26 protein-coding genes and 4 tRNA genes are annotated in these 25,777 nt (G+C 58.8%); 22 read left to right on the top strand and 8 right to left on the bottom strand.

From position 1 onward, the window contains the following. Position 1 precedes the first annotated feature (1 nt). The 3 genes from ACYVM5_RS04295 to ACYVM5_RS04285 all read right to left on the bottom strand — a co-directional run bounded on the left by ACYVM5_RS04295 (position 2) and on the right by ACYVM5_RS04285 (position 2,017). A complete protein-coding gene (locus ACYVM5_RS04295) occupies positions 2-502 on the bottom strand; it encodes a DUF421 domain-containing protein (RefSeq protein ID WP_460616904.1) in 501 nt (166 codons plus the stop codon). 12 nt (positions 503-514) lie between these two features. Next, on the bottom strand, positions 515-1,042 hold the full coding sequence (locus tag ACYVM5_RS04290; RefSeq protein ID WP_460616903.1) for an inorganic diphosphatase: 528 nt from the start codon (positions 1,040-1,042) through the stop codon (positions 515-517). Between the two features lie 165 nt (positions 1,043-1,207). Further along, on the bottom strand, positions 1,208-2,017 hold the full coding sequence (locus ACYVM5_RS04285; RefSeq protein WP_460616902.1) for a S1/P1 nuclease: 810 nt from the start codon (positions 2,015-2,017) through the stop codon (positions 1,208-1,210). A 184-nt stretch (positions 2,018-2,201) separates the two neighbouring features. On the opposite strand from ACYVM5_RS04285, the gene ACYVM5_RS04280 reads away from it, so the two are divergent. The 3 genes from ACYVM5_RS04280 (at position 2,202) to ACYVM5_RS04270 (ending at position 5,986) form a co-directional block, all read left to right on the top strand. After that, a complete protein-coding gene (locus ACYVM5_RS04280) occupies positions 2,202-2,642 on the top strand; it encodes a hypothetical protein (protein ID WP_460616901.1) in 441 nt (146 codons plus the stop codon). A gap of 134 nt (positions 2,643-2,776) precedes the next feature. Further along, positions 2,777-3,763 (top strand): glycoside hydrolase family 43 protein, encoded by a 987-nt coding sequence (locus tag ACYVM5_RS04275; RefSeq protein WP_460616900.1) that lies wholly within the window; start codon positions 2,777-2,779, stop codon positions 3,761-3,763. A gap of 99 nt (positions 3,764-3,862) precedes the next feature. Then, positions 3,863-5,986 carry an IPT/TIG domain-containing protein gene (locus ACYVM5_RS04270; RefSeq protein ID WP_460616899.1) on the top strand — a complete coding sequence of 708 codons (2,124 nt, stop codon included), beginning with the start codon at positions 3,863-3,865 and terminating at the stop codon, positions 5,984-5,986. Between the two features lie 97 nt (positions 5,987-6,083). On the opposite strand, the gene ACYVM5_RS04265 is transcribed toward ACYVM5_RS04270, so the two are convergent. Both ACYVM5_RS04265 and ACYVM5_RS04260 read right to left on the bottom strand, forming a co-directional pair. Next, positions 6,084-6,614 (bottom strand): GNAT family N-acetyltransferase, encoded by a 531-nt coding sequence (locus ACYVM5_RS04265; RefSeq protein ID WP_460616898.1) that lies wholly within the window; start codon positions 6,612-6,614, stop codon positions 6,084-6,086. Positions 6,615-6,764: 150 nt separating this feature from the next. Further along, positions 6,765-6,995 (bottom strand): hypothetical protein, encoded by a 231-nt coding sequence (locus ACYVM5_RS04260; protein ID WP_198067431.1) that lies wholly within the window; start codon positions 6,993-6,995, stop codon positions 6,765-6,767. A gap of 115 nt (positions 6,996-7,110) precedes the next feature. Here ACYVM5_RS04260 and ACYVM5_RS04255 point away from each other — a divergent pair, with 115 nt between their 5' ends. From ACYVM5_RS04255 to nadD, 6 genes are all read left to right on the top strand, one after another. Then, entirely contained in the window at positions 7,111-7,878 is a 768-nt protein-coding gene (locus tag ACYVM5_RS04255; protein WP_460616897.1) for a glycosyltransferase family 2 protein, read from the top strand. After that, on the top strand, positions 7,875-8,927 hold the full coding sequence (locus tag ACYVM5_RS04250) for a glycosyltransferase family 9 protein (RefSeq protein WP_460616896.1): 1,053 nt from the start codon (positions 7,875-7,877) through the stop codon (positions 8,925-8,927). The genes ACYVM5_RS04255 and ACYVM5_RS04250 overlap by 4 nt, the downstream gene beginning before the upstream one ends. A gap of 287 nt (positions 8,928-9,214) precedes the next feature. After that, complete coding sequence (locus tag ACYVM5_RS04245; protein ID WP_342297556.1) at positions 9,215-9,859, top strand: sigma-70 family RNA polymerase sigma factor; 645 nt, start codon at positions 9,215-9,217, stop codon at positions 9,857-9,859. Between the two features lie 73 nt (positions 9,860-9,932). Further along, a complete protein-coding gene (locus ACYVM5_RS04240; protein WP_460616895.1) occupies positions 9,933-10,223 on the top strand; it encodes a hypothetical protein in 291 nt (96 codons plus the stop codon). Between the two features lie 18 nt (positions 10,224-10,241). Next, positions 10,242-10,826, top strand: a complete 585-nt coding sequence (gmk, locus tag ACYVM5_RS04235; RefSeq protein WP_460616894.1) for a guanylate kinase — start codon at positions 10,242-10,244, stop codon at positions 10,824-10,826. Then, positions 10,823-11,389 carry a nicotinate-nicotinamide nucleotide adenylyltransferase gene (nadD, locus tag ACYVM5_RS04230; protein WP_460616893.1) on the top strand — a complete coding sequence of 189 codons (567 nt, stop codon included), beginning with the start codon at positions 10,823-10,825 and terminating at the stop codon, positions 11,387-11,389. The genes gmk and nadD overlap by 4 nt, the downstream gene beginning before the upstream one ends. Positions 11,390-11,478: 89 nt before the next feature. Here the strand turns inward: nadD and frr are convergent, their stop codons facing one another. From frr to ACYVM5_RS04215, 3 genes are all read right to left on the bottom strand, one after another. Then, the gene (frr, locus tag ACYVM5_RS04225; protein ID WP_198067438.1) at positions 11,479-12,042 is read right to left on the bottom strand and encodes a ribosome recycling factor; all 564 of its coding nucleotides are present in this window, start codon (positions 12,040-12,042) and stop codon (positions 11,479-11,481) included. A gap of 99 nt (positions 12,043-12,141) precedes the next feature. Further along, positions 12,142-12,945, bottom strand: coding sequence for a UMP kinase (gene pyrH / locus ACYVM5_RS04220; RefSeq protein WP_198067439.1), 804 nt, complete (start codon positions 12,943-12,945; stop codon positions 12,142-12,144). A gap of 44 nt (positions 12,946-12,989) precedes the next feature. After that, a complete protein-coding gene (locus ACYVM5_RS04215; protein ID WP_460616892.1) occupies positions 12,990-13,493 on the bottom strand; it encodes an acyl-CoA carboxylase biotin carboxyl carrier protein subunit in 504 nt (167 codons plus the stop codon). 96 nt (positions 13,494-13,589) lie between these two features. On the opposite strand from ACYVM5_RS04215, the gene ACYVM5_RS04210 reads away from it, so the two are divergent. The 13 genes from ACYVM5_RS04210 to rpoB all read left to right on the top strand — a co-directional run bounded on the left by ACYVM5_RS04210 (position 13,590) and on the right by rpoB (position 25,451). After that, positions 13,590-16,175 carry a M1 family aminopeptidase gene (locus tag ACYVM5_RS04210; protein ID WP_460616891.1) on the top strand — a complete coding sequence of 862 codons (2,586 nt, stop codon included), beginning with the start codon at positions 13,590-13,592 and terminating at the stop codon, positions 16,173-16,175. 171 nt (positions 16,176-16,346) lie between these two features. Next, positions 16,347-16,426: transfer RNA gene (locus ACYVM5_RS04205), tRNA-Tyr, on the top strand. A gap of 21 nt (positions 16,427-16,447) precedes the next feature. Then, positions 16,448-16,520: transfer RNA gene (locus ACYVM5_RS04200), tRNA-Gly, on the top strand. 16 nt (positions 16,521-16,536) lie between these two features. Further along, a tRNA-Thr gene (locus tag ACYVM5_RS04195) sits at positions 16,537-16,608 on the top strand. 172 nt (positions 16,609-16,780) lie between these two features. Then, entirely contained in the window at positions 16,781-17,971 is a 1,191-nt protein-coding gene (gene tuf / locus ACYVM5_RS04190) for an elongation factor Tu (RefSeq protein WP_460616890.1), read from the top strand. Between the two features lie 148 nt (positions 17,972-18,119). After that, positions 18,120-18,190 (top strand) — tRNA-Trp (locus ACYVM5_RS04185). Between the two features lie 62 nt (positions 18,191-18,252). Continuing rightward, positions 18,253-18,447, top strand: coding sequence for a preprotein translocase subunit SecE (secE, locus tag ACYVM5_RS04180; RefSeq protein WP_201985341.1), 195 nt, complete (start codon positions 18,253-18,255; stop codon positions 18,445-18,447). Positions 18,448-18,459: 12 nt separating this feature from the next. Further along, on the top strand, positions 18,460-19,026 hold the full coding sequence (nusG, locus tag ACYVM5_RS04175) for a transcription termination/antitermination protein NusG (protein ID WP_196290995.1): 567 nt from the start codon (positions 18,460-18,462) through the stop codon (positions 19,024-19,026). A 118-nt stretch (positions 19,027-19,144) separates the two neighbouring features. Beyond that, complete coding sequence (rplK, locus tag ACYVM5_RS04170) at positions 19,145-19,588, top strand: 50S ribosomal protein L11 (protein ID WP_198067444.1); 444 nt, start codon at positions 19,145-19,147, stop codon at positions 19,586-19,588. A gap of 20 nt (positions 19,589-19,608) precedes the next feature. Continuing rightward, positions 19,609-20,307, top strand: a complete 699-nt coding sequence (rplA, locus tag ACYVM5_RS04165) for a 50S ribosomal protein L1 (RefSeq protein WP_201985338.1) — start codon at positions 19,609-19,611, stop codon at positions 20,305-20,307. A 15-nt stretch (positions 20,308-20,322) separates the two neighbouring features. Continuing rightward, positions 20,323-20,871, top strand: a complete 549-nt coding sequence (gene rplJ / locus ACYVM5_RS04160) for a 50S ribosomal protein L10 (RefSeq protein ID WP_201985336.1) — start codon at positions 20,323-20,325, stop codon at positions 20,869-20,871. 62 nt (positions 20,872-20,933) lie between these two features. Continuing rightward, entirely contained in the window at positions 20,934-21,314 is a 381-nt protein-coding gene (gene rplL / locus ACYVM5_RS04155) for a 50S ribosomal protein L7/L12 (RefSeq protein WP_241937049.1), read from the top strand. A gap of 267 nt (positions 21,315-21,581) precedes the next feature. Then, positions 21,582-25,451: a DNA-directed RNA polymerase subunit beta gene (rpoB, locus tag ACYVM5_RS04150; RefSeq protein ID WP_460617437.1), complete on the top strand. Its 3,870-nt coding sequence runs from the start codon at positions 21,582-21,584 to the stop codon at positions 25,449-25,451. The last annotated feature ends 326 nt before the right edge of the window (positions 25,452-25,777 follow it).

Here is a 25,777-nt window from a genome sequence, read left to right as displayed (position 1 = left end):
GTTACTGCTTTTTGACCACGCTGATATTGCCGTCGCGTTCCAGGCGCACGGTTTGGGCCTGTTCGAGGCTGGCCAGATTACCGTTTTCACGCACGCCCTCAAGCAGGTCTTCCTGGGTGAGGTTGTTCTGGCGCAGGTTCTCTTGGTTGGGTTGGCCATTTTCGGCCAGCACCATGCCTTCGCCCTTCACCAGCCGCCCAATGGTTTCGCTGCGGAACGAGGCCCAGGCCAGTAGCCGGTGCAGCCCCACCAGCACGAAGCCCGCCAACATGGTCCCCCAGAACGGCGATGCCGCCACTACGGCCCGGCTCATCACCGCGCCCAGCATAATCTTCACCACCATATCAAAGGCGGCGTTGGTTCCAAACGTGCGCTTGCCCGACACGCGCAGCAGCGCCAGTGCCGCAAAAAATACCAGCACGGCGCGCACCGTCATTTGCAGCGCCGTGATGGTGTGCGAGTCAGCATCTGGACCAAAAAGAATATCCCAAAATTCTTTCATGGCATCGGGGCTTCAGGACCGGGCTTGCTGGAGCAGGGCGTGGGCGCGCTCCGGACCCACGCGGTGCAGTACCCGCAGCGTTTGGCCTTTGACCTGATTGTAGGAAATGAAAAAATGCTCGATTTCGTGCAGCATCTCGTTCGATAAGTCGGCGAGCGAGTGAAGGCCTTTGTGCTCGCGCGAGTCGGCAGCTACGGCCAGCAGGCGGTCGTTACGCACGGTTTCGCCGGTTTTTTCTTCCTGTTCAATTTCCAGCGCCCCAATCAGGCGGGCCTCCACCACGCAGCCCGGGAAGGCAGGCGCGGCCAGTATCAGCAGCACGTCGAGCGGGTCGCCGTCCTCAGCCAGGGTGGAAGGCACAAAGCCGAAATCGTAGGGAAAGCTGTGGCCCTCGGGCAGCACGCCCTTGAGCTTGAACACCTGCAAATTGGGGTCGAACGCAAACTTATTGCGCCCGCCCTTGGGCGTTTCTACCACCACGTGAACGCGGGTGTGTGAGTGCGGCACGTGGGCCGGCAGCTGGTGCAGCGAAGGAGCCATAGAAAGGACAGCCAAAGCTGTAATAAGCTCTCGGCCGTCCATTCATGACGGACAATGTTACCCGGATGTTACTAGCGAGCAGCTTAGTCGTTCGCGGTTTGCCCCAACAAAAAGCCCCGGCTACTTGCGCAGTCGGGGCTTTTTGTTGGGGCCGATAATCGGCTATTACTTATCAAACGTCTCGTTCAGCACGCCGGCCAGGCGGATGCCGGCTTTCAGTACCTGCTGCTCCACGGTGGGGCCGAAGGTGGGGTAGAAGTGCCAGTCGAACTTGGTGGGCGGGGTGGCCGCGCTGGCGTAGATGGGCGTGCACAACTGGTACGACTCGAACAGCCAGGTCGTCATGTCATCCTTCTGCCACTGCTTGATTTGGGCGGGCGTGGCGTGGTCGTAGGCCGTGGCCATTTCGCTGTAGGTGAAGCCGGGGTATTCAATCAGGGCCGTGTCCCACACGCTGTGCAGGTTGGTGTCCTCCTTGGCGCGCCAGTTTACCATGATGCTGTTGCCGCCCCGGTCTTCGGCATGGCCCACGTGCAAGGGCTGGTGTACGTCGCCCACCAGGTGAATCACGAATTTGAGGGCCACCAGTTTTTCCTCGGCGGTTTTCTTGGGGTCTTTGAGGTCGCGGCGGGCTTGCAGCAGGGCCGTGTAGGCGTTGGTGGGTGCGGCCGGGGCCAGGGTGGCCGGGTCGTTCAGCTGCTTCACGAAGGCAGCGAAATCGAGCCCGGTAACCACGTTGAGGTAGTGCCAGGGGGCCGTGTCCTTAAACTGCGGGTCGTTGCGGAGCTCATCGGCCCAGGTGCTCACCAGCGGCATGGTTTGGGTGCCCAGAATGCGGGCTACTTCGCGCTTGGCGGTGGCAGAGAGGTGGTTTTCGGCGATTTTAGCCACGGCCCGGTGGCCCATTACGCCCCAGGCTAGCAGGCTAAACGGCGCACACAACAAAGCCAACAGGGCAACACTTTTTTTGAACATCAGAGAAGAGGGTGGGAGTGAGGGCGAGAGCAAGCGGTTTCCCAGGCTTTGGGGTAACTTCCGGCGCAAGCAGAACCACAAAGCTAGCGCCCGGCCGCAGCAGATAGATGCGCGGCCCGCAAAGTATTTGCGCCCCGGCCTAAGGCGGTGAAATTCGCGGCTAGGAAGGGTTTCCTGCCGTTATTTGAATGCGCCAAATGCCCTCACCCGCTCCGCTCACCGTCTGCCCTTGCAAACCGTCGTCGATTCTCCTGCCCTGTTCATCGGCCGCGACGAGCCCAACCGCTGGCTTTACGTGGACCTGCGCGGCCCCTACGACGGCCCCCTGGCTCATGCCGCCTGCGAACAAATGCTGGCCTGCCTGCGCCAGTGGCCCTGCCAGAAAATCCTGAGCGACGGCACCAACATCCTTGCCGTGCACATGCCGCGCACCCAGTGGGGCCGCCGGTGGCTGCAGGAAATGCAGGCTGCCGGCCTGCGCTACTTTGCCTGGGTGCTGCCGCTCAGCCTGCAGGCCCGGCACGCCACCGAAGAGCGGGTGTACCCCATCAGCAACCCCTTGGTCGGCACTTTCGATGACCTCGCCTCGGCCTGCCTCTGGCTCCAGCAGCAGCGCGAGTGGTAGGCCGTAGCGCGAACTTTTAGTTCGCGGCCCCGCGCTGTTAGAATTGTTCGGGCGGTGTTCGGGGCCGCTAACTAAAAGCTCGCGCTACAGTATGACGCCGCGTATTATACTGCTCCGTCATCCACCTGCTGCCCATGTTCACCAACCCCGTCATCGACGACAATTTCCCGGACCCCACCATCATCCGCGCTGCCGATGGCTGGTACTACGCCTACGGCACCCAAACCAAGCGCGCCGGTGCCATCATCAACCTGCAAATAGCCCGTTCGCGGGATTTAGTGGCCTGGGAATACCTCGGCGAAGGCTTGCCCGCCAAGCCCGACTGGGCGCAGCTGAGCCAGAAAATATGGGCCCCGCACGTGAGCGAGCACGGCGGGCGCTACTACCTGTACTACTCTACCCGGCCCGACGGGGCAGACTATTTCAGCCTCGCCGTGGCCGTGGCCGATGCGCCCGCCGGCCCATTCGTAGACATCGGCCGGCCCATGCTGCCCGGCCCAGGCTTCACCTGCATCGACCCCATGGCTTACGATGACCCCGCCACCGGCCGTCGGCTGCTGTACTGGGGCTCCGGATTTGGCCCCATCTGGGTGCGCGAGCTGGCCGATGACCGCCTGAGCTTTGCCGCCGGCAGCGCGGCCGTGGCGGTGCTGCATCCCAGTGTTTCGCATGACGACCCCGCCGACTACCACCGCCTCATCGAAGGGGCCTGGGTGCACCGCCGCGCCGGCTGGTACTACCTTTTTTTTTCGGGCGATAACTGCTGCGGCCCGCGCGCCCACTACGCCGTGCTGGTAGCCCGCGCCCGCCACGCCACCGGCCCTTTCGAAACCTACGCCGCCGCCACGGCCAACCCCCACGCCGCTCTGCTCACCGCCAATGCCCACTGGCACGCCCCCGGCCACAACTGCGTGGTGACCGACGCCGCCGGCCAGGACTGGCTGGCCTGTCACGCCATCGACCCTCGCCAGCCCACCTTCGACGCCATCGACGATTCGGAAGGCTACTCGCGCCGCGTGCTCATTCTGGCCCGGCTGGAATACGATGCCGACGGCTGGCCCGCCGTGGCCGACGGCTCGCCCGAGTGGCAGCCCCAGCCCGCGCCCGTGGGATTGAAATAAAGAGCCAGCCGGGGCACCCATAACTTTTTGAAGCCGCCCTGCGCGCCCTGCAAACGGCTTTTACGTATCTTCGGCGGCCCGCGCTTTTCGGTCTTGCTTATGTCGCTTTCGTTACTGGTTAATCGTATTAGAGGCCGCCAGTGGGTGAGCCTGTTGGGGCTTTTAGCCATGACGGCCGGCCCGGCGCTGGCCCAGGCCCCCGCGCCCGCCGAAACGCGCTGCCTGATGCTGCCCCTGGAGCCCGCCAGCCGCGCCCAGCAGTCCCGTCTGGTGGTTGAAGCGCAGGTGCTCGATGCCCGCAGCTTCTGGGATGCCGGCCACCGGCACCTTTTCACCCGGCACCGCTTGCGGGTATTTTCGCTGCTGAAAGGCCAGGTGGCCGACACCACCGGTCTCACCGTCCTCACCGAAGGCGGCCGGCTGGGCCTCGACCAGCAAATTCTTACCAACACCCTACAGCTCACGCCCGGCCAGCAGGGGATTTTCTTCCTGAAAGCCGCCACGTGGCCGGGGCTAGCCGTAGCTAGGCAGGCGGCCTATACCCCTGTGGGCAGCGAGCAGGGCTTCATCCAGTTCAATCCCGCCGAGGGCACGGCCACTGAGCCATTCCACGTTTACAAAGCGCTGGATTCAGGTTTTTATCAGGAAATAACGGCCCTCACAGGGCAGTCGCGCCAGATATTGCAAGCCAACCCGGCGCTGGCTAAGGCCGCCACGCCCGTGCGCCGCGGCACGGCGGCCCCCACCATTGCCGCGTTTTCGCCCCTTAGCCTTACAGCGGGCACCGGGGCCGTGCTCACCATCACCGGCGACGGCTTTGGCAGCACCCGGGGCAGCGGTTTTGTCGAGTTTCGGAACGCCGACGACGGCGGCTCAACCCGCGTGAAGGTCCGCGACGACGATTACCTCAGCTGGACCAATAACCAAATCCAGGTGCGGGTGCCTTCCACGGCCAGCGGCGGCAGCCCGGTGAGCAGCGGCCACCCGGCCGGCTCTGGCCCCGTGCGCGTCACCACTTCCGACCAGCTGAATGTGGAAAGCAGCACATCCGTTACCGTCGTGTACGCCCTCACCACCGTGGAAAGTACCGACGGCAAGCTGCTCCAGCGCCCCAACCACATTGCCTTGAATAATGCCGGCGGCATCACCTTTCACTTCGGCCCCAATTTCACGGCCTCGCCGGCTGCCGCCTGGCAGCGGGCGCTGGCCACCTGGCGCTGCCAAACGGGCATGAACTGGGACGCGGGCACCCCCAACGCCACCAACACCATTGCCGACGATGGCCAGAACGTCGTCGCCTTCGACCAAGGGGCCGAATTGCCTGCCCGCGTATTGGGCCGCACCACCAGCTACTACAAAGGCTGCTATGCGTCGAATGGAGAGGTGGTGTTTTGGGTGAAGGAAATCGACATGCAGTTCGACGACGCTTCGCCTTTTCAGTTTGGACCGCTCCCGGCCGGCATCAACCAGATTGATTTCGAGTCGGTAGCCGTGCACGAGCTGGGCCACGCTCAGCAGCTTAGTCACCTCAACCTGCCCCGTGCCGTGATGCACTATGCCCTAAGCGTGGGCCAGACCACCCGCGTACTGAATCCGCTCAGCGAAGTAGCCGGCGGGCGGCAGGTGCTGCGGGTGCGCAGCTTTCGCAACCTGGGCTGCAGCGGCCCGGCCCTGCTGCCTGCTCCCCTCACCGGTCTGAGCGCCCAGTACGCCGCCGGCACCGGAGCCACCCTGGCCTGGACCACCCGCGACGAGTGCTTCCTGAGCCGTTTCGTGGTGGAGCGCAGCCTGAGCGGCGATACCACCGCGTGGGAGCAGATTGCCATTGTGGCCCCGCGTCCGCCCGCCAGCCAGTACCAGTACGTGGATGCCCAACCGCCCGGCGGCTTGCACTACTACCGCCTCCGCCTCCAACGCCCCGACGGCTCGCTCGACAACGCCGCTCCCGTAGTCCTCAGCTCGGAAAGTGCGAGTGTTAGCATTTTCCCCAACCCGGTCACCACGCCCCAGCTGCGTCTCCAGTTCCCCGCCTCGGTCGATGGTACGGTGATTTTCTGGGTATTCGATGCGCTGGGCCGTCGCATCCTGGCCACTGCCCAAAGCGTGCCCACCGGCCTGAACGTGCTCACCCTGAGCCTGCCCGATACGCGCCCCGGCCTTTACGTATTGCGCTGGCAGGATGCACAGGGGCACACGGGCAATCAGAAGTTTACCCGGTTGTAGAGCCAGTCTATTGGAAGTAAAGCCGGACTTGCTAAAACGACAAAACCCCGCCAGAGACAAGCTCGGCGGGGTTTGTTTTCTGTTGCGGCTCCGAAAGCTACAAGCTACGCCCCGTGACCGGTGCGGCCACGGCCGTAGCTACCGGCGCCACCTCGTAGCGTCCCAGTTGGCTTTCGTCCAGGTTGCCGTTCAGCCATTCGTCTTCGATGGTAGCGCCCAGCTTTTTGTAGAAGCCGATGGCCGGCTCGTTCCAGTTCAGCACCTGCCATTTCAGGCGCACGGCCCCGGTGGCGCGGGCTTCGGCCACCACGGCATCAAACAGCAGCCGGCCCAGGCCGCCGCGCCGCGCCGCCTCCGTCACCACCAAGTCTTCGAGGTACAGCATTCGGCCCTTCCAGGTCGAATAGGCAGTATAGAACAACGCCAGCCCAATAATTTCTGCCGCCTCATTTTCCAGCACAAAAAAGCCGAAAATCGGAGCCGGCCCAAACCCATCGCGCTGCATGGCGGCCAGCGTGTTGGTCACGGCCTCCGGCGCTTTCTCGTACTCGGCCAGCTCCTGAATCAGGCCCAGCACCTGCGGCAAATCAGCTTCCACTCCCCGGCGCAGCACAATGTTGTTTTCCATGATGATTGAATCAGAAACAAAAGAAATTGGGCCGTCACCGCCTCAGCAGTAACGGCCCAACAAACCAAAAGCAGAAAAACCAATAAATAAGCCTGATTAGCGCGTCCACAGAATCCGTGTAATCCGCGAAAATCCGAGCGAATCCGTGGTCTACATCTGCGGCTGCATCTTTTTGATGTCCTCCGTGGCGTTCACCGAGTTCAGCTCGCGGAACTGCTCGGGCTGCTTGGCACCCTTGGTGGTATCGGGAGCGGCGGGCAGTGGGGGCAGGGCGGTGGTGGCGATGTCATCGTCGCCCTCGGTGGCAGACGGGCCGCACGAAGGCAGCGTGAGCGACAGCAGAGCAGCGGCCAGCAGGCCGGGGAGGAGCGTTTTTTTCATGTGTTGAGAAACGAATTCGGGCGCAAGTTACGCACGCCCGGCGGGTTGCGATACGAAAATATTGCGCAGGCGGCCGAAGCCCCGGTCAGTAAAAACGCCAGATATTTGCCCGCCCATGCCCGTCTCCCTCTCCGTCGTCATCATCACCTTCAACGAAGCGGCCAACATTGCCCGCTGCCTCCAGGCCCTGGGCGACGTAGCCGACGACGTGCTGGTCGTCGATTCCTTCTCCACCGATGACACCGTGGAAATTTGCCGCCAGCACGGCGCGCGCGTCCTGCAGCACGCCTTCGCTGGCTACGTGGAGCAGAAAAACTACGCCACCAGCCAAGCGGAATTCGACCACGTCCTGCAGCTCGATGCCGACGAAGTCCTGACCGAGGAATTGCGCCAGTCCATCCATCAGGCCAAGCAAAACTGGCAGCACGCGGCCTACTCCCTGGCCCGCCTCACCAACTACTGCGGCCACTGGGTACGCCACGGCGGCTGGTACCCCGACCGCAAATTGCGCCTCTACGACCGCCGCCTGGGCCGCTGGACCGGCCTGCTTCTGCACGAAAAATTCGAAGTAGACCCCGGCCAGACTACCGGCCCGCTCACCGGTGACGCCCTGCACTACAGCTACCACAGCATCGCGCAGCACGTCAGCCAGCTCAACAAATTCACCAGCATCACCGCTCAGGAGCTAGCCCTGCGCGGCCGCACCCGCGTCAACCTGTTCCACCTGCTGCTCAAGCCGCTCTGGAAATTTGTGCACGGCTACTTCTTCCGCCTCGGCTTTCTAGATGGTTTCGCCGGCCTGTGCATTGCCGGCATATCGGCCTGGGGCGTATTCCTGAAATTCGCCAAGCTGAAAACCCGCACCGAACAAGCCCACGCATGAGCCCGGCAAAACCCTTCACCTTCCTCGTCTCCCGCACCGATGCCATCGGCGACGTGGTGCTGACCCTGCCGGTGTGCGGGCGGCTCAAGCAGTTGTTTCCCGGTTGTCGGGTGGTGCTCATCGGCCGGACGTACACTGCACCCGTGGCCGCCGCCTGCCCGTGGATTGATGATTTCCTGAACCTGGATGAGTTGCTGAAAGAGCCCGAAACCGCCCAGGTAGAAGCCCTGCGTGCCTACGAGGCCGCCGCCATCATCCACGTCTTCCCCAACAAAACCCTCGCCCGTCTCGCCCAAAAGGCCAAAATCCCCCTGCGCATCGGCACCCGCAACCGCTGGCAGCACTGGCTCACCTGCAACCGGCTGGTGGCCCTTAGCCGCCGCCACTCGCCCCTGCACGAAGCCCAACTGAACCCCAAGCTACTCCAGCCGCTGGGCGACACTTCCGAGCCTTCATTAGCCGAAATAGCGCATTTGGTACGCCTGCATGCCACCGAGCCGCTTGCTCCGCAGTTTCAGCAACTCCTCCGGCAGCGCCAGCCCGGCCAGCTCAACGTCATCCTGCACCCGCGCAGCCGGGGCAGCGCCCGCGAGTGGGGCCTCGATAATTTTGCTCAACTCGCCCGCCTGCTGCACCGCGCCGGCCACCGCGTTTTCATCACTGGCACGGCCGCAGAAGGGGAGGAGCTGGCCACCTGGCTGCAGGGAAACGCCGCCTTCCTCACCGCCGACCTCACCGGCCAGCTCAGCCTGCCGCAATTCATCGCCTTCATCGCCGCCGCCGATGGCCTCGTGGCCGGCAGCACCGGCCCGCTGCACCTGGCCGCCGCGCTGGGCCGCCACGCGCTGGGCCTGTACCCGCCCATCCGGCCCATGCACCCCGGCCGCTGGGCCCCGCTGGGCAAACACGCCGAATTCATGGTTTTCGACAAGCCCAATTGCGACGACTGTCGGCAGCAGCCCGCCGCCTGCACCTGCATCCGTGCCATTGAGGCGGCCGCGGTGGTGGCACGGGTGGCCGCCTGGCCGCCGTTGCCGGTCGAACAATAAATACCATCTGGCAGCGAACAATGGCCGATTCGTCTAGTTAGTTTGCGGCTTATGTGCCGCAGCGCAACCTAGCAGACGCTGCAATCCGTACATCGGGCAATGCGCCGCACGTTGCGCTTTGCTATTTTTGGCTTTTGCGTAGCTGCCAATAGCATTGCACAGCGGGCGGTTTTGGTATGAAGCAACTCGGCCACCCTCATTTTCGAGTAGCAGCATATACTGGTTCTGTTGTCATAATCCCCTATTCCTTCGTAGGTTTCGGCCTGCAATTTCCCCCGCCCACCTGTATGAGCGATTCCCCCGAACGGGTCAAACTGAGCAAAGAGGAAAAAGACCGGCGTTTTCAGGCCGAGCTGATGCCCGTGCTCGACCCGCTCTACAATTTTGCCTACCGCCTCACCCTCGACGAGGATGATGCCAACGACTTGGTGCAGGAAACCTACCTCAAAGCGTACCGCTTCTTCGAGTACTTTGAGCCCGGTACCAATGCCAAAGCCTGGCTGTTTCGTATTCTTAAGAATTCGTTTATCAACGACTTCCGCAAGAAAAGTAAGCAGCCCGCCAAGGTCGACTACAGCGAAATTGAGGGCTACTACAACCCCGACGACGTGGAAGCCGAGGGCGAAATCGGCGCTTCCTCGTCCGATATGCGCCAGCAGTCGGCCCGCGACCTCATCGGCGACGAAGTAGCCAGCGCGCTAAATTCTTTGCCGGTCGATTTTCGTACCGTCATCATCCTCTGCGACCTCGAAGGATTTACCTATGAGGAAATGGCTAAAGTGCTTGATATTCCGATTGGTACGGTGCGCTCACGCCTGCACCGGGCCCGCAATTTCCTCAAGGACAAGCTGGAGAAATATGCCCAGTCGATGGGCTATGGCAATGACGCAATAGACGACGACACGGAACTAACCGAGGCCGAGAATAATTAACGTCTTCATCAGGGACGCATTATTCTCGGCCACCTACTTTATTGCTTCTCACCCCTTTCCTGCGTTTTCAATTATGAACCAATCTGCTACTAAAGAAACCAATACGTCGGCTCCCATTTTGGCTAATGGCCCCGACTGCGAACGAGTGAATACTGTACTAGACCAACTCATCGAAGGCCAGCACCTGACCGTCGAGGACGAAGATTACCTCTACGACCACGCCACGGACTGCTCGCCCTGCTTCGACGACATCGAAAAGCAGCGCGTGTTCATCGGTTTTTTGAACCAGCGCGTTGCCCGGCAGCCCATTCCGGCTACCCTCCACGATGCCATTTTGGCCCGTGTAGGTGCGCAAATGGCCTAATACCGGTAGCTTTGCGTGATGCAAGGCAAAATCATTGTGTTTTCGGCCCCTTCGGGCGCTGGCAAAACCACCATCGTGCACCGCCTCATGGACCGGTTGCCCGAGCTTAGCTTTTCCATTTCCGCCTGCACCCGCGACCGTCGCGGCCGGGCCGAAGTGAACGGCAAGGACTACCATTTCATCTCCGTTCAGGACTTTCAGGACAAAATCCGCAACGACGAGTTCGTGGAGTGGGAGGAAGTGTACGAGGGTGCCTTCTACGGCACGCTGAAGTCCGAAATCGAACGCATCTGGGACAATGGCAAGCACGCCATTCTCGATGTCGACGTGAAGGGTGGCCTCAGCATCAAGGAGTTCTACAAGGACCGGGCGCTGGCAATTTTCGTCCGTCCGCCGTCTATCGAAGTGCTGGAGCAACGCCTGCAGGCCCGCGCCACCGACTCGCAATCCAGCATTTCTTCGCGGATTTACAAGGCCAATTTCGAGCTCGGCTTCGAGAATCGTTTCGACGTCACCGTCGTCAATGACAACCTCGACGAAGCCACCGACCACGCCGAAAAGCTGGTGCGCCAGTTCATCAGCGGCGAGCCGGCCATCGTATGAGCAGCCGCCGGATAGGCCTGCTATTCGGCTCGTTCAATCCCGTGCACGTCGGCCACCTCATTCTGGCCGAGCATTTTGCCACGCGCACCGATTTGGCCGAAGTGTGGCTCGTAGTCACGCCCCACAATCCCTTCAAAGCCGCCGCCGACCTGCTACCCGACACTCAGCGCCTGCACCTCGTGCAGCTCGCCATTGCCGGCAACCCGCGCCTGCGCGCCGAGGACATTGAATTTGGCCTGCCGCGCCCCAGCTACACCATCGCTACGCTCGATGCGCTGCGCCAGCGCCACCCCACGCACGATTTCGTGCTCCTGATGGGCAGCGACAACCTCCCCGGCCTCCCGCGCTGGCACGAATCAGCCCGTCTGCTGGCCGAAGTCGATATCTACGTGTATCCCCGGCCCGGCTCGCCTAGCCCCGATTTAACGCCTTTTCCCCGCGTGCAGGTGATGGCTGCGCCGCTGCTCGATATTTCCGCCACCTACATCCGCGAAAGCCTACGCGCTGGCCAAAGCATCCGCTACCTCGTGCCCGCTGCTGTCGAAGCCGAGTTAGCAAAGTAGAGCGGCTCCGCGAAACACTGCTGGAAATACACGCCACAAAAAAGCCCGACGATAATTCGCCGGGCTTTTTTGTTTTCAAACCGACCAAATCAGATGGTCATAATCTCCGATTCTTTCTTGCTGAGTACTTTCTCAACCTCGGCAATGTACGAATCCGTCGTTTTCTGCACTTTTTCTTCGGCGCTCTTCACGGCATCTTCCGAAGCACCTTCCTTCAACAGCTTGCGCAGCGACTCGTTCACATCCTTGCGGATGCCGCGTACCCGCACCTTGCCGGCTTCCGATTCGTTTTTAGCCTGCTTCACCAGGTCGCGGCGACGCTCTTCCGTCATGGCCGGGATGTTGAGCCGCACGCCTTCCGCATCCGAAACCGGGCTCAGGCCCAGGTCACTGTTCCGGATGGCCTTGGTTACTTCGCTAATCATGTTTTTCTCCCAGGGCTTGATGAACAGCGAGCGAGCATCCGGCGTCGAGATATTGGCAATCTGCGCAATAGGGGTAGGCGTACCGTAGTAATCCACCCGAACGCCGTCGAGCATGGCCGGCGAGGCCTTGCCGGCCCGGATGCGGCTCATTTCTACGTTTACGTGCGCCAGCGCTTTGCTCATCGACTCGGCGAGCTCATCAAGGTAAAACTGAATTTCTTCGTCCATCTTTTTAGAAGGGTTGAATTTTGAGGGTTGAATGTTGAATGACGTTGAGCTGGGGCTGAAATCCTCCTTCAACCCTCAAAACTCAACATTCAAAATTTCTTAGGCTTGTTCCGGCAGCTTGCCCACCAGCGGTTGGAGCAGGCTTTGCGTGGGGTCGAGGAGCGGCTTGCGGCCGTCACGGCCGGGACCGGTTCCGCCGTCGTGCACCAGCGTACCCATGGCTTCGCCGTTCAGCAGGCGCTGCAAGTTGCCCTGCGTATTCATATCGAACACAATGATGGGCAGGTTATTTTCCTTGCAGAGCGTGAAGGCCGTCATGTCCATCACGTTCAGGTTCTTGCTCAGCACCTCGTCAAACGTGATTTCGGGGTAGCGCGTGGCCGTGGGGTCCTTCTCCGGGTCGGCCGTATAAATGCCGTCCACGCGGGTGCCTTTCAGCACCACGTCGGCCTCAATCTCAATGGCCCGCAGCGACGCTGCCGAGTCGGTGGTAAAATAAGGCGAGCCAATGCCGGCCCCAAAAATGACCACACGGCCCTTCTCTAGGTGCCGTACCGCGCGCCGCCGGATGTACGGCTCGCATACCCGCTGAATGGTGAGGCCGGAGAGCAGGCGCGTGCTTACTTCCAGCTTCTCTAGGGCGCTTTGCAGGGCCATGGAGTTGATGACCGTAGCCAGCATGCCCATGTAGTCGCCCTGCACGCGGTCGAGGCCAAAGGCTTCGGCTTCCACACCGCGGTAGATGTTGCCGCCGCCAATCACGACGGCCACCTGCACACCCGTGGCGGCTACGGTTTTAATTTCGGAGGCGTACTGCATCAGCCGCTCGGCATCGATACCGTACTGTTGCTGGCCCATCAGCGCTTCGCCGCTGAGCTTGAGAAGGATGCGATTGTATTTCAAGTCGAGAAGATTGAGGTTCAAGCTAATATTAGCAGCGACGGGCGCTAGGCAAACTGCACCAGCACCTGGCCTTTCTGCACGTTGTCGCGCAGGGTCACTTTCACGCTGCCCACCGTGCCATCGGCGGGCGCTTTCAGAATATTCTCCATTTTCATGGCCTCTAATACCAGCAGCGGGTCGCCCTTTTGCACAGTCTGGCCGGGCGCCACCCGGATGTCTACGATGAGGCCGGGCATGGGAGCTTTCAGTTCGTTTACTTTGGTGGCGGCAGCATTGCTCATGCCCAGGCGCTCCAGCAGCAGGTCGAACCGGTCTTTGGCCGCCAGAGCCACGCGCTGGCCGTTCAGCTTCAGCACAATGTTTTTGGTAGCGGGGTCAATTTCTACAACTTCCGCATTGTAGGAGCGACCTTCGTAAAGCACATGAAACCGACCTTCGCCCAAATCCACTACGTCCCAGGCCAATGGCTGGCCATTGAGCGTGATAGCGTCGGTGGCGCGATAGTCTACTTCCCAAACTTGGTCGGGGGCGGTGCTGATTTGGAACATCGAAAGTGGATGGGGTGGGAGGAAAGCGGGGTTAAAGGTAGCCCAAATCTCAAATTAATTCAGAAATTGAGGCGTTTTTCGCCTGTTGCTGTTGGCATGAAGTATCTGGTTCCGGGCCTTACCAGCCTATTGTTATTCGTACAGTTTCTGGCTGTTGCACAAAGAGGCACGTCCGGCTCGGGCAAACTGCCCAGCAAAGCCCCCGTTCATAAAAAAGTCGCACCCGCGCCGGCCGCTGTGCCGGCACCGGCTGGTCTTGTGGTACCGTCCTGGTTGCCTTCCGAGGCTCCAATCCAGCCCGCTGCTACCATTCTCACCGAAGTAACCGACACCAAGCTCGATGTCCGGTTCGACTACAAGAAGCAGCACCTGCTGGGTACGGCCCTGCTCACGTTGCGCTCGCATTTCTACCCTCAGACTGAATTAGTACTCGATGCCAAAGGTTTCGACGTGCAGAAAGTAGAGTTGGTCAGCGATAAAAAAACGAAGAGCCTCACCTACAATTACAACCGCCGCAAGCTCGTCATTGCCCTCGACCACCCGTACCCGCGCAGCACGCCCTACCAGGTGCGCATCGTGTACGTAGCCAAGCCCAACGAACTGCCGCAAGGCGGGTCCGCTGCCATCACCAACGACAAAGGCCTCTATTTCATCAACCCGCTAGGCACGGAGAAGAACAAGCCCCGTCAAATCTGGACCCAGGGCGAGACGGAGTCCAGTTCCTGCTGGTTTCCCACCATCGACAAGCCCAACCAGCGGATGACCCAGGAAATCAGCATGACGGTGGAAAAGCAGTTCAAAACGCTTTCCAACGGCCTGCTCACCTCCTCCCACGCCAACCCCGACGGCACCCGCACCGATACCTGGAAGCTCAGCGAGCCCCACGCGCCCTACTTGGCCACGATGGTAGTCGGCGATTTCGCCGTGGTAAGCGACTCCTGGCATGGCAAGCCCGTCGACTATTACGTGGAGCCCAAATACGCCGGCACCGCCCGCGCCGTCTTCGGCCACACCCCCCAGATGCTGGATTTCTTCTCCAAAAAGCTGGGGGTGGAATATCCTTGGGAAAAATACGCCCAGGTAGCCGTGCGCGACTACGTAAGCGGGGCCATGGAAAACACCACCGCGTCCACCTTCGGTAGCTTCGTGCAGGCCAGCAAGCGCGAATTGCTCGATGCCAATTTCCAAACATCTGAATTTGTAGTGGCCCACGAGCTATTCCACCACTGGTTCGGCGACTACGTGACCTGCGAAAGCTGGGCCAACCTGCCCCTGAATGAGTCGTTCGCCGACTATTCCGAATACCTCTGGGCCGAATACAAGTACGGGGCCGACGAAGCCGGCCTCGTGCAGGAAATCAAAATCAACAACTACCTCGAAGAAGCCCAAAGCAAGCGCGAGCCCCTCATCCGCTACCGCTACCAGAACCGCGAGGACATGCTCGACCGCCATTCCTACGACAAAGGCGGCCGTGTGCTCCACATGCTGCGCAAATACGTGGGCGACGACGCCTTTTTCGCTTCCCTCAACCGTTACCTCACCCAGAACAAGCTCTCTGCCGTCGAAATCTCCAAGCTGCGCGTCGCGTTCGAAGAAACCACCGGCGAAGACCTGATGTGGTTTTTCAACCAGTGGTTCCTCAAGCGCGGCCACCCCGAGTTGCGCATCACCCACAGCTACACCAACGGCCAGGTAACGCTACGTGTTCAACAAACCCAGGACACCCTCTTTCAGCCCGTCTACCGCCTGCCCGTCACTGTCGCCGTCTGGACCGGCAGCAACCAGCCCACCGAGCACCATATCACCATCACCAAAGCCGACCAGACCTTCCAGCTGCCCGCTAACCAGAAACCCAACCTCGTCAAATTCGACAGCGAAAGCCAGCTTCTGGCTCAGTTCGACGAAGAGCGCACCACCGATGAGTTGGTCTTCCAGTTTTACCACGCCCAGAGCTACCAGCAGAAATCCGAAGTGCTGGACCTGCTCCAGAATAAAACCGACCAGATGAGTGTGAGCAGCATGCTCCGTAACGCCCTCAACGACAAGTTCTGGAACGTGCGCCGCCTCGCCCTCGACCACCTCCGCCGCTACCGTGGCCCCGAGCCCGAAGGCATGCGCAAGGATATCCAGCGCCTCGCCTCCGACCCCGTGTCCCGCGTCCGCGCCCAAGCCATCACCACCCTCGCCACCTTCCCCGACGGCAACTACGGTCCCATTTACGGTAAAGCCATTGGTGACAGCTCCGCGCTGGTAGCTGCCGCCGCCCTCGAAGTCCTCGCCAAAAAGCCCGAGCCCACCACCCGCCAGCAGGTCACGGCCATCGAAAACACTACGAGTAGCCCGCTCCTTGTGGCCATCGCCGGCTATTACGCCCTCAACGGCGGCCTTGACCAATACCCGTGGTTCCTGCGCCGCCTGCCCGACGTGACCGAAGGCGACCTCTACGCCTACTTCCAATCCTTCGGCACGCTTATGACCCACATCCCGCCCGTCGAGCGCGACAAAGGCATCAAAATCCTCGAAGATTATGCCCGTAACGCTCCGCGCTACGAAATTCGCTTGGGAGCCTACAAAAGCCTTGCGCTACTGCTTCCATCCATGCCCAGCCTCAAAGCCACGCTCCAGAACATCCGTGAGAAAGAAACCGATGACCGTCTCAAAGCATTTTATAACCTTATGTAAAAGCGACTTCCGCAAATAGAGTAAAAAAAGAACAACCTTTTTTTACTCTATCCCTTGCCTTGTGTCAAAAAACCTCTAATTTTGCGACTCCTTACGAAACACAACTACTTTGGTAGTAGCGAAACGGAAGGGATTACGCCTCTCAGCAATCGGCCGGGAAGCATCAAAACTGGGGGTATCGCATAGCGGCAATTGCGGGTGACTGTAACTCACCTCCTTCGGGTTCATAGGTTCGAGTCCTGTTACCCCCACTTTTTTACATGATGCCATCTGCGGGAGTAGCTCAGTTGGTAGAGCGGCAGCCTTCCAAGCTGCAGGTCGCGGGTTCGAACCTCGTCTCCCGCTCACGTTTTCAGAATAAGCCGTTTTAGCTCAGTGGTAGAGCACTTCCTTGGTAAGGAAGAGGTCATGGGTTCAAATCCCATAAATGGCTCAGATTATTACACAAGTCCAGTGGCCGGAATTATTCCGGCCACCGGCTCGGTTCTCTCAGGCAAGCGACGCACAGTTTTCTATTACAGTAGGGGCTGAGTCTCGCTTTCTTCGTGTAGGTTCCGATTTTTACCTTCAAATTCACTTCACCACCTCTTTTTTTACTCTTTACAATGGCTAAAGAAAATTTCGACCGGTCCAAGCCGCACGTAAACATCGGTACCATCGGCCACGTCGACCACGGCAAGACCACCCTGACCGCTGCTATCACCATGGTGCTGGCAAACCAGGGCCTGGCCGAAAAGCGTGACTTCTCTTCGATTGACAATGCTCCCGAAGAAAAAGAGCGTGGTATCACCATCAACACTGCTCACGTAGAGTACTCGACTGCCAACCGTCACTATGCTCACGTTGACTGCCCCGGTCACGCTGACTACGTGAAGAACATGGTAACGGGTGCTGCTCAAATGGACGGCGCTATCCTCGTGGTAGCTGCTACCGACGGCCCGATGCCCCAGACCCGTGAGCACATCCTGCTCGCCCGTCAGGTAGGTGTTCCCCAGCTGGTGGTGTTCATGAACAAAGTGGATATGGTGGATGACCCCGAGCTCCTCGAGCTGGTGGAAATGGAAATCCGTGAACTCCTCTCGTTCTACGACTTCGACGGCGACAACATTCCGGTTATCCAGGGTTCGGCCCTCGGCGGCCTAAACGGCGATGCCAACTGGGTTCCCAAAATCAACGAGCTGATGGACGCGGTTGACTCGTTCATTCCGATTCCCGCTCGTCTGACCGACCTGCCCTTCCTGATGCCTGTTGAGGACGTGTTCTCGATTACCGGCCGTGGCACTGTTGCTACCGGTCGTATTGAGCGCGGCATCATCAACTCGGGTGAGCAAGTTGACATCCTGGGCATGGGCGCTGCTGCCGGCCTGAAGTCGACGGTTACGGGTGTGGAAATGTTCCGCAAAATCCTCGACCGTGGCGAAGCTGGTGACAACGTAGGTCTGCTGCTCCGCGGTATTGAAAAAGAAGCCATCCGTCGTGGTATGGTTATCTGCAAGCCCGGTTCGGTAACTCCTCACCAGAAGTTCAAGGCTGAGGTGTACGTTCTCTCGAAAGAGGAAGGTGGCCGTCACACGCCGTTCTTCAACAACTACCGTCCGCAGTTCTACCTGCGTACCACCGACGTTACCGGCATCATCACCCTCCCAGAAGGTGTTGAAATGGTAATGCCCGGCGACAACATCACCATCACCGTGGAGCTCATCAGCAAAGTGGCAATGGAGAAAGGCCTGCGTTTCGCTATCCGTGAGGGTGGCCGTACGGTAGGTGCCGGTCAGGTAACCGAAGTTCTCGACTAAGCTCCGGCTTAACAGTAAAAAAAGCCGCTCTCGACTCTTCGGGAGCGGCTTTTTTACGCTGAAACAGAAGCAAGTATTTGTTTTCTCTTCTGTTTCTCTTACCTTTGCACTCCCTTTAGCGAAATGCGTTACCGGGATGTGTCTTTACACGAGTGTAGTTCAAGGGTAGAATAGAGGTCTCCAAAACCTTTGATGGGAGTTCGAATCTCTCCACTCGTGCAATTTGGGCCAGTTGGTCCGCTCCATGTTATTTCAGCGGCAACGCTGTTTTTCCCATCACAATGGACAAACTGAGCAATTATTTCCGCACCACCATCGAAGAGATGCGCTACAACGTAACGTGGCCCTCAACGACGGAACTGCAAAAAAGCGCCGGCCTGGTGCTGATTGGTTCGCTCGTGTTTGCCATCGTCGTGGGCGTCATGGATGTCAGCTTTGAGTCGGTACTTAAAGCGTTTTACAACTCGTTTCGCTAGTCAGCAATCAAGATGGGCGAATTGAAATGGTACGTGGTGCGCTCCGTGAGCGGCCAGGAGAAAAAAGCCAAGAATTATCTCGAAACGGAGCTCGGTCGGCACAACCTGACCGAGCTTGTTCCGCAGGTACTGATTCCGGTAGAGAAGGTGTTTGAGATGCGCAACGGCAAGAAGCGCGTCCGCGAGCGGAACCTCTACCCCGGTTACATCATCATCCATGCCGACCTCGGCCACGGTGAGGTGGACCACATCATCACCAGCACGCCCGGCGTGATTGGTTTCCTCGGCGACAAAGACAAGAAAGACGCAACGAACAACAAACCCGTTCCCCTGCACATTTCCGAAGTCAACCGCATCCTCGGCATCGTGGATGAAGCCGAGCAGCAAGCCGACGCTACCCTCGACAAGCCCTACGTAGTGGGCGAACTCGTGAAAGTGGTGGACGGCCCCTTCAACGGCTTCTCCGGTAATGTGGATGAGGTGTTTGAAGAGCGTAAAAAGCTGAACGTAGTCGTGAAAATCTTCGGCCGTTCGCAGCCGGTAGAGCTCAGCTACACCCAAGTAGAAAAAGAGGTTTAACCTCATCGGTTATACCACGCCGGCTAATTGCTCCGGGTCGGCGGGGCTTCCAAACAGGAGTTTACTAAACTGAGGCAAGCGCGAGTTACGACGCAGGAGCCACAGCCAAACCAATCAAATGGCCAAAGAAATCAGAGGTTATCTGCGTCTGCAGATAAAGGGAGGCGCCGCGAACCCTTCGCCGCCGGTAGGACCTGCACTTGGTAGCAAAGGCTTGAACATCATGGAGTTTTGCAAGCAGTTCAATGCGCGCACCCAAGATAAAGCCGGCCAAGTTTGTCCTGTACTCATCACCATGTACACCGACAAGTCGTTCGACTTCGTGGTGAAGACGGCACCGGCTCCGGTGCTGCTCATGGAAGCTGCCAAGTTGCAGAGCGGTTCGAAAGAGCCGAACCGTAACAAAGTGGGCTCCGTGACATGGGACCAAGTGCGCACCATTGCCGAAACGAAAATGCCCGACTTGAACGCTTTCCAAGTGGAAGCTGCCATGAAGCAGGTAGCCGGCACGGCTCGCAGCATGGGCATTACCATCAAGGGCGATTCTCCTTTTGCTGAATAATTAAACGGAGAAAAGAACAGATGGCACAAGTAAGCAAAAAGCGCAAGGAAGCCCTTGCCAAACACGACCTGACGCAAGTGCGCAGCCTCGTGGAAGCCGCAATCGTGGTGAAGGACATTACCTACACCAAGTTTGACGCTTCAGTAGATATTGACGTTCGCCTCGGCGTGGACCCCCGCAAAGCGGACCAGATGGTTCGTGGCGTGGCCACCCTGCCCCACGGCACCGGCAAAACCGTTCGCGTTCTGGCGCTCGTGACTCCTGACAAGGAGGCCGAAGCCCTGGCCGCCGGTGCCGACTTCGTGGGTCTGGACGACTATATCTCGAAAATCGAGAAAGGCTGGACTGACATCGACGTAATCATCACCATGCCGGCTGTTATGGCCAAAGTGGGTCGCCTGGGCCGCGTGCTCGGTCCCCGTGGTCTGATGCCGAACCCGAAGTCGGGCACTGTAACGACCGACGTAGCCAAGGCGGTGCAGGAAGTGAAAGCTGGTAAAATCGACTTCAAAGTTGACAAAACCGGTATCATTCACTGCTCGGTTGGTAAAGTATCGTTCGACCCGAAAATGCTGGCCGAAAACGCCCTGGAGGTAATCCAGACGTTGGGTCGCCTGAAGCCTTCGTCGTCGAAAGGTACCTACATCAAGAGCATCACGCTCTCGAGCACGATGTCGCCCGCCGTTCCGGTTGACAGCCAAGTAAATTCCGCTAGCTAATTAAACCAACCAAACATGACTCGGGAAGAAAAACAAGCCCTCGTGGATGAGTTGAGCGGAAAAATGCAATCGCACAACTCGTTCTACATCGTCGATGCTTCGGTGATGTCGGTAGCGAAAATCAACGATTTCCGTCGTCTGGCGTTCAACCGCGGCCTGGAATACAAGGTGTACAAAAACACCTTCATCCGTAAGGCGCTGGACACGCTCGGCCACGACACGTCGGAAATGGATGCCGCGCTGAAAGGCCAGTCGGGCGTACTGTTCTCCACGGAGAGCGGTTCGGCTCCTGCCAAAATGCTGCGTGACTTCTACAAAGCCCAAGCTTACCCCCGCGGTGTTGAGCCCAAGCCCGTGCTGAAAGGTGCTTATGTTGATGCCAGCATCTACATCGGCTCGAACCAGCTCGAAGGCCTGACCACTATCAAAGGCAAGCAGGAACTGCTCGGTGAACTCATCGGTCTGCTCCAGTCGCCCGCCAAAAATGTTATCTCTGCTCTGTCGAGCGGCGGCAACAAACTGGCCGGCATCCTCAAAACCCTCAGCGAAAAAGAAGCCGCGTAGCCCGCTGCTTTTTCGCACTCCAATCAAATTTTCAACAACACTTTTTTTAACAATCTACAGAAATGGCAGATTTGAAAGCATTCGCTGAGCAGCTCGTAAACCTGACGGTGAAAGAAGTAAACGAATTGGCAGGCATCCTGAAGGACGAGTACGGCATCGAGCCTGCTGCTGCTGCTCCCGTAATGATGGCTGGCGGCGGTGGCGCTGCTGCTGAAGAGGCTCCCGAGGAGAAGACGTCGTTCGACGTTATCCTGAAGGCTGCCGGCGGCCAGAAACTGGCTGTGGTGAAACTGGTGAAAGACCTGACCGGTCTGGGCCTGAAAGAAGCCAAAGAACTGGTTGACGGTGCTCCCAAGCCCCTGAAAGAAGGCGTTACCAAAGACGAGGCTGAGTCGCTGAAGAAGCAGCTCGAGGAAGCCGGTGCTGAAGTAGAAGTTAAGTAGTTTCTGCTCCTGAAGCATCTCCGGACCCGCTTCGAATAAGGATTAGACCTGGCAACTTAGCCAGGTCTTTTCCTGTTTGTAGCGTGTCAACCGCGCGAGCTACCCGGTTCGCGCTTTTGCTATGTCAGCTAACCATCTTGTTGCAGAGGTGGTTAGGGAGTGCACCGCACCGCTGACGGGCCGCCACCCCGGCCTCCTTTATTACGCTTCTGTGTCCATCTTTTAATCCCCATCGCATTGGCTACACCGAAAGCAAAGACGGCCGCCCTGAAGAAAACGGCCGCCGAGCGAATCAATTTCGCCAAGATTAAGAAGGTTATCGAGTACCCGGACTTCCTAGACGTGCAAGTGCGCTCGTTCCAGGAATTCTTTCAGTTGGAAACCGCTGCTGAGCGTCGTTCTAACGAAGGATTGTTCAAAGTGTTCGCCGAGAACTTCCCGATTTCGGACTCGCGCGAAAACTTCGTGCTCAACTTTATCGATTACCACGTCGACCCGCCGAAATATTCGGTTGACGAGTGCATCGACCGTGGTTTGACTTATTCGGTTCCGCTGAAAGCCAAGCTGCGTTTGATTTGCAATGATAAGGACAACGAGGACTTCGAGACGATTGAGCAGGAGGTGTTCCTTGGGAACATTCCGTACATGACCGTGAAGGGCTCGTTCGTTATCAACGGCGCCGAGCGCGTTATCGTATCGCAACTGCACCGCTCGCCGGGCGTGTTCTTCGCCCAGAGCAAGCACACGAACGGTACCAAGCTGTATTCGGCCCGGATTATTCCGTTCAAAGGTTCGTGGATTGAGTTTGCCACGGACGTGAACAACGTGATGTACGCGTACATCGACCGGAAGAAGAAATTCCCGGTGACGACGCTGCTTCGCGCCATCGGCTACGGCACTGATAAGGACATTCTCGACCTGTTTGGGCTGTCGGAGGAAGTGAAGTCCGATAAGAAAAACCTCAAGAAAGCCGTTGGTCGCAAGTTGGCTGCCCGGGTGCTCCGCACCTGGACGGAAGACTTCGTGGACGAGGACACCGGCGAAGTAGTATCGATTGACCGCAACGAAGTGTTGCTGGAGCGCGATGCGACGATTGAGGAAGCGGATATCGACGTGATTCTGGAGGCCGGCGCCAAGTCGGTGATTCTGCACCGCGAGAATGTGAACATTGCGGATTTTGCAATCATTTACAACACGCTGCAGAAGGACAACTCCAACTCGGAGAAGGAAGCTGTGGAGCAGATTTACCGCCAGCTCCGGAACACGGAGGCTCCTGACGAAGAAACTGCCCGTGACATCATCCAGAAGCTGTTTTTCTCGGACAAGCGCTACGACCTCGGGGAAGTGGGCCGCTACCGGATTAACAAGAAGCTCCAGATTGGCATGGACCAGGAGTCGCGGGTGCTGACCAATGAGGACATCGTGCTCATCGTGAAGTACCTGATTGGTCTGAGCAACTCGAAGGCCATTGTCGATGACATTGACCACTTGAGCAACCGTCGGGTTCGTACCGTGGGCGAGCAGCTTTACGCCCAGTTCGGCGTGGGCCTGGCCCGGATGGCGCGTACCATCAAGGAGCGCATGAACGTGCGTGACAACGAGGACTTCAAGCCGGTGGACCTGATTAATGCTCGTACTCTTTCGAGCGTTATCAACTCGTTCTTCGGTACGAACCAGCTGTCGCAGTTTATGGACCAAACCAACCCGCTGGCTGAAGTGACGCACAAGCGTCGCGTATCGGCGCTCGGGCCGGGAGGCCTGTCGCGGGAGCGCGCTGGCTTTGAGGTACGTGACGTTCACTACACGCACTACGGCCGTCTTTGCACCATCGAAACGCCGGAAGGCCCGAACATCGGTCTGATTTCGTCGCTGTGCGTGCACGCTCGCGTGAATGCCATGGGCTTCATCGAAACGCCTTACCGCGACGTGAAAGGCGGCAAGGTGGACATGAGCGCCAACGTGAAATTCCTGACTGCTGAAGAAGAGGATACCCACCACATCGCGCAGGCCAACTCCCTGCTGGATGAGGGCGGCAACCTGACCCAGGAGCTGGTGAAAGGCCGTTTCGAAGGTGACTTCCCGGTGGTTAGCCCCGAGGAGTACTCCTACATGGATGTGGCCCCGAACCAGATTGTATCGGTAGCTGCATCGCTGATTCCGTTCCTGGAGCACGATGACGCCAACCGTGCGCTCATGGGCTCGAACATGCAACGTCAGGCGGTGCCGTTGCTCCGTCCCGAGGCTCCGATTGTGGGTACGGGTCTGGAAGGCCGCATTGCGACCGACTCGCGCACGCTGATTATGGCCGAAGGCGAAGGCGTGATTGACTTCGTGGACGCTAACAAGATTGTTGTGAAGTACGACCTCTCGGAGGACGACATCATGGTGAGCTTCGATGCCGAGCGGGTTACTTACGACCTCATCAAGTTCCGTCGCACCAACCAGGACACCTGCCTCAACCTGACGCCACTCGTGAAGCGCGGTGAGCGGGTAACCAAGGGCCAGGCGCTTTGCGAAGGCTACGGTACCAACCAGGGCGAACTCGCCTTGGGCCGCAACATGCAAGTAGCCTTTATGCCTTGGCAGGGTTACAACTTCGAGGATGCCATCGTCATCTCGGAACGCGTGGTTCGCGACGACATCTTCACCTCGATTCACATTGAGGAGTTTGAACTGGAAGTGCGCGAGACCAAGCGCGGCGAAGAAGAGCTGACCTCGGAGATTCCGAACGTGAGCGAAGAAGCCGTGCGCAACCTCGACGATAACGGCATCATCCGCCTCGGCGCCGAGGTGAAGGAAGGCGACATCCTGATTGGTAAAATCACGCCGAAGGGCGAGACGGACCCGACTCCGGAAGAGAAGCTGCTCCGCGCCATCTTCGGCGACAAGGCCGGTGATGTGAAGGATGCTTCGCTTAAAGCGCCGCCCTCCTTGCAGGGTGTTGTGATTGGCACCAAGCTGTTTTCGCGTCCTAAGAAAGACAAAAACCTCCGGGCCAAGTCGAAGAAGGAAGTGGAAGATTTGAAGGCGACCTACGCGCAGGAACTGCGTGGCGTGAAAGCCATCATGATTGACAAGCTGGTGCAATTGCTGGAAGGCAAAACGTCGCAGGGCATCAAACACCGCTTCGGCGAGGAGATGATTGCCAAGGGCGTGAAGTTCAACCGCAAGAACATCAATGAGGGCATGTTCCCCGAGAAGAACCCCTACAAGGACGAAAGCAACTACGCCGTTCCGGAAGAAGTAAACCTGTTTAAGGACCTGATTCTGGAAGGCTGGACGGCTGATGCCCGCGTGAATGGCTTGGTGCTGGAACTGGTGCGTAACTACGCCAAGCGCCGCAACACCATCACCGCGAAATTCAAGCGTCAGCGCTTCACCCTGGAAGTGGGTGACGAACTGCCTGCCGGCATCGTGCAACTGGCCAAAGTTTACATCGCCAAGAAGCGCAAGCTGAAGGTGGGTGATAAAATGGCCGGCCGCCACGGTAACAAGGGTGTGGTAGCCCGCATCGTGCGCGATGAGGACATGCCTTTCCTACCCGACGGCACGCCGATGGACATCGTGCTGAACCCGCTGGGTGTACCAAGCCGGATGAACATCGGTCAGATTTACGAGACGGTACTTGGCTGGGCTGGTCTGAAAATGGGTCGTACTTACTCGACTCCAATTTTCGACGGTGCTACCGAGGAAGAAGTGGCTCGTGAATTGACCGAAGCTGGTCTGCCGGACTGGGGTCGTGCTTACCTGCACGATGGTCTGAGCGGTGACCGTTTCGACCAGCCGGTGACAGTGGGCGTGATTTACATGCTCAAACTGGGTCACTTGGTTGACGACAAGATGCACGCTCGTTCCATCGGGCCGTACTCGCTCATCACGCAGCAGCCGCTGGGTGGTAAGGCGCAGTTCGGTGGCCAGCGCTTCGGCGAGATGGAAGTGTGGGCACTGGAGGCCTTCGGTGCTTCCAACGTGCTGCAGGAAATCCTGACCGTGAAATCGGATGACGTGGTGGGCCGCGCCAAGGCGTACGAAGCCATTGTAAAAGGCGACGTTCTGCCCAAGCCGAACATCCCCGAGTCGTTCAACGTGTTGCTCCACGAATTGCGTGGTCTGGCACTCGAAATCACGATGGAATAGTGAATTGCTGCGGTTGCGGCCGGGGCGCAAGCTTCGGCCGCAACTCGCGGTTTGCCTGCTGGCAGGCAACAGGAGGCGCTGATTGAGCGACTCTGGTAACGAAAGGTGAGAAAACGCTTCGGTGAAAGAGGAGCGGGGGCTGTTCCGAGATATGGTCAGTGCAGCATCAAAAACCCCAGTGAATCTTAATCGAAGGCCTTTTCATCGGTCAGTTCTGCCGGTTAGATTTTAAATTTTTCGACCTTTTGAAAGTGCCTTTGCTCGACATACCTATCTGTTCCGCAAAGGCACTTTTTTAAGCGTCAACCTGTTTGAACCTCTTGCGC

The organism is Hymenobacter ruber (genome assembly GCF_054783255.1).
The sequence above is the reverse complement of the archived record's forward strand: the minus strand, read 5'-3'. Positions and strand labels throughout refer to the sequence as shown.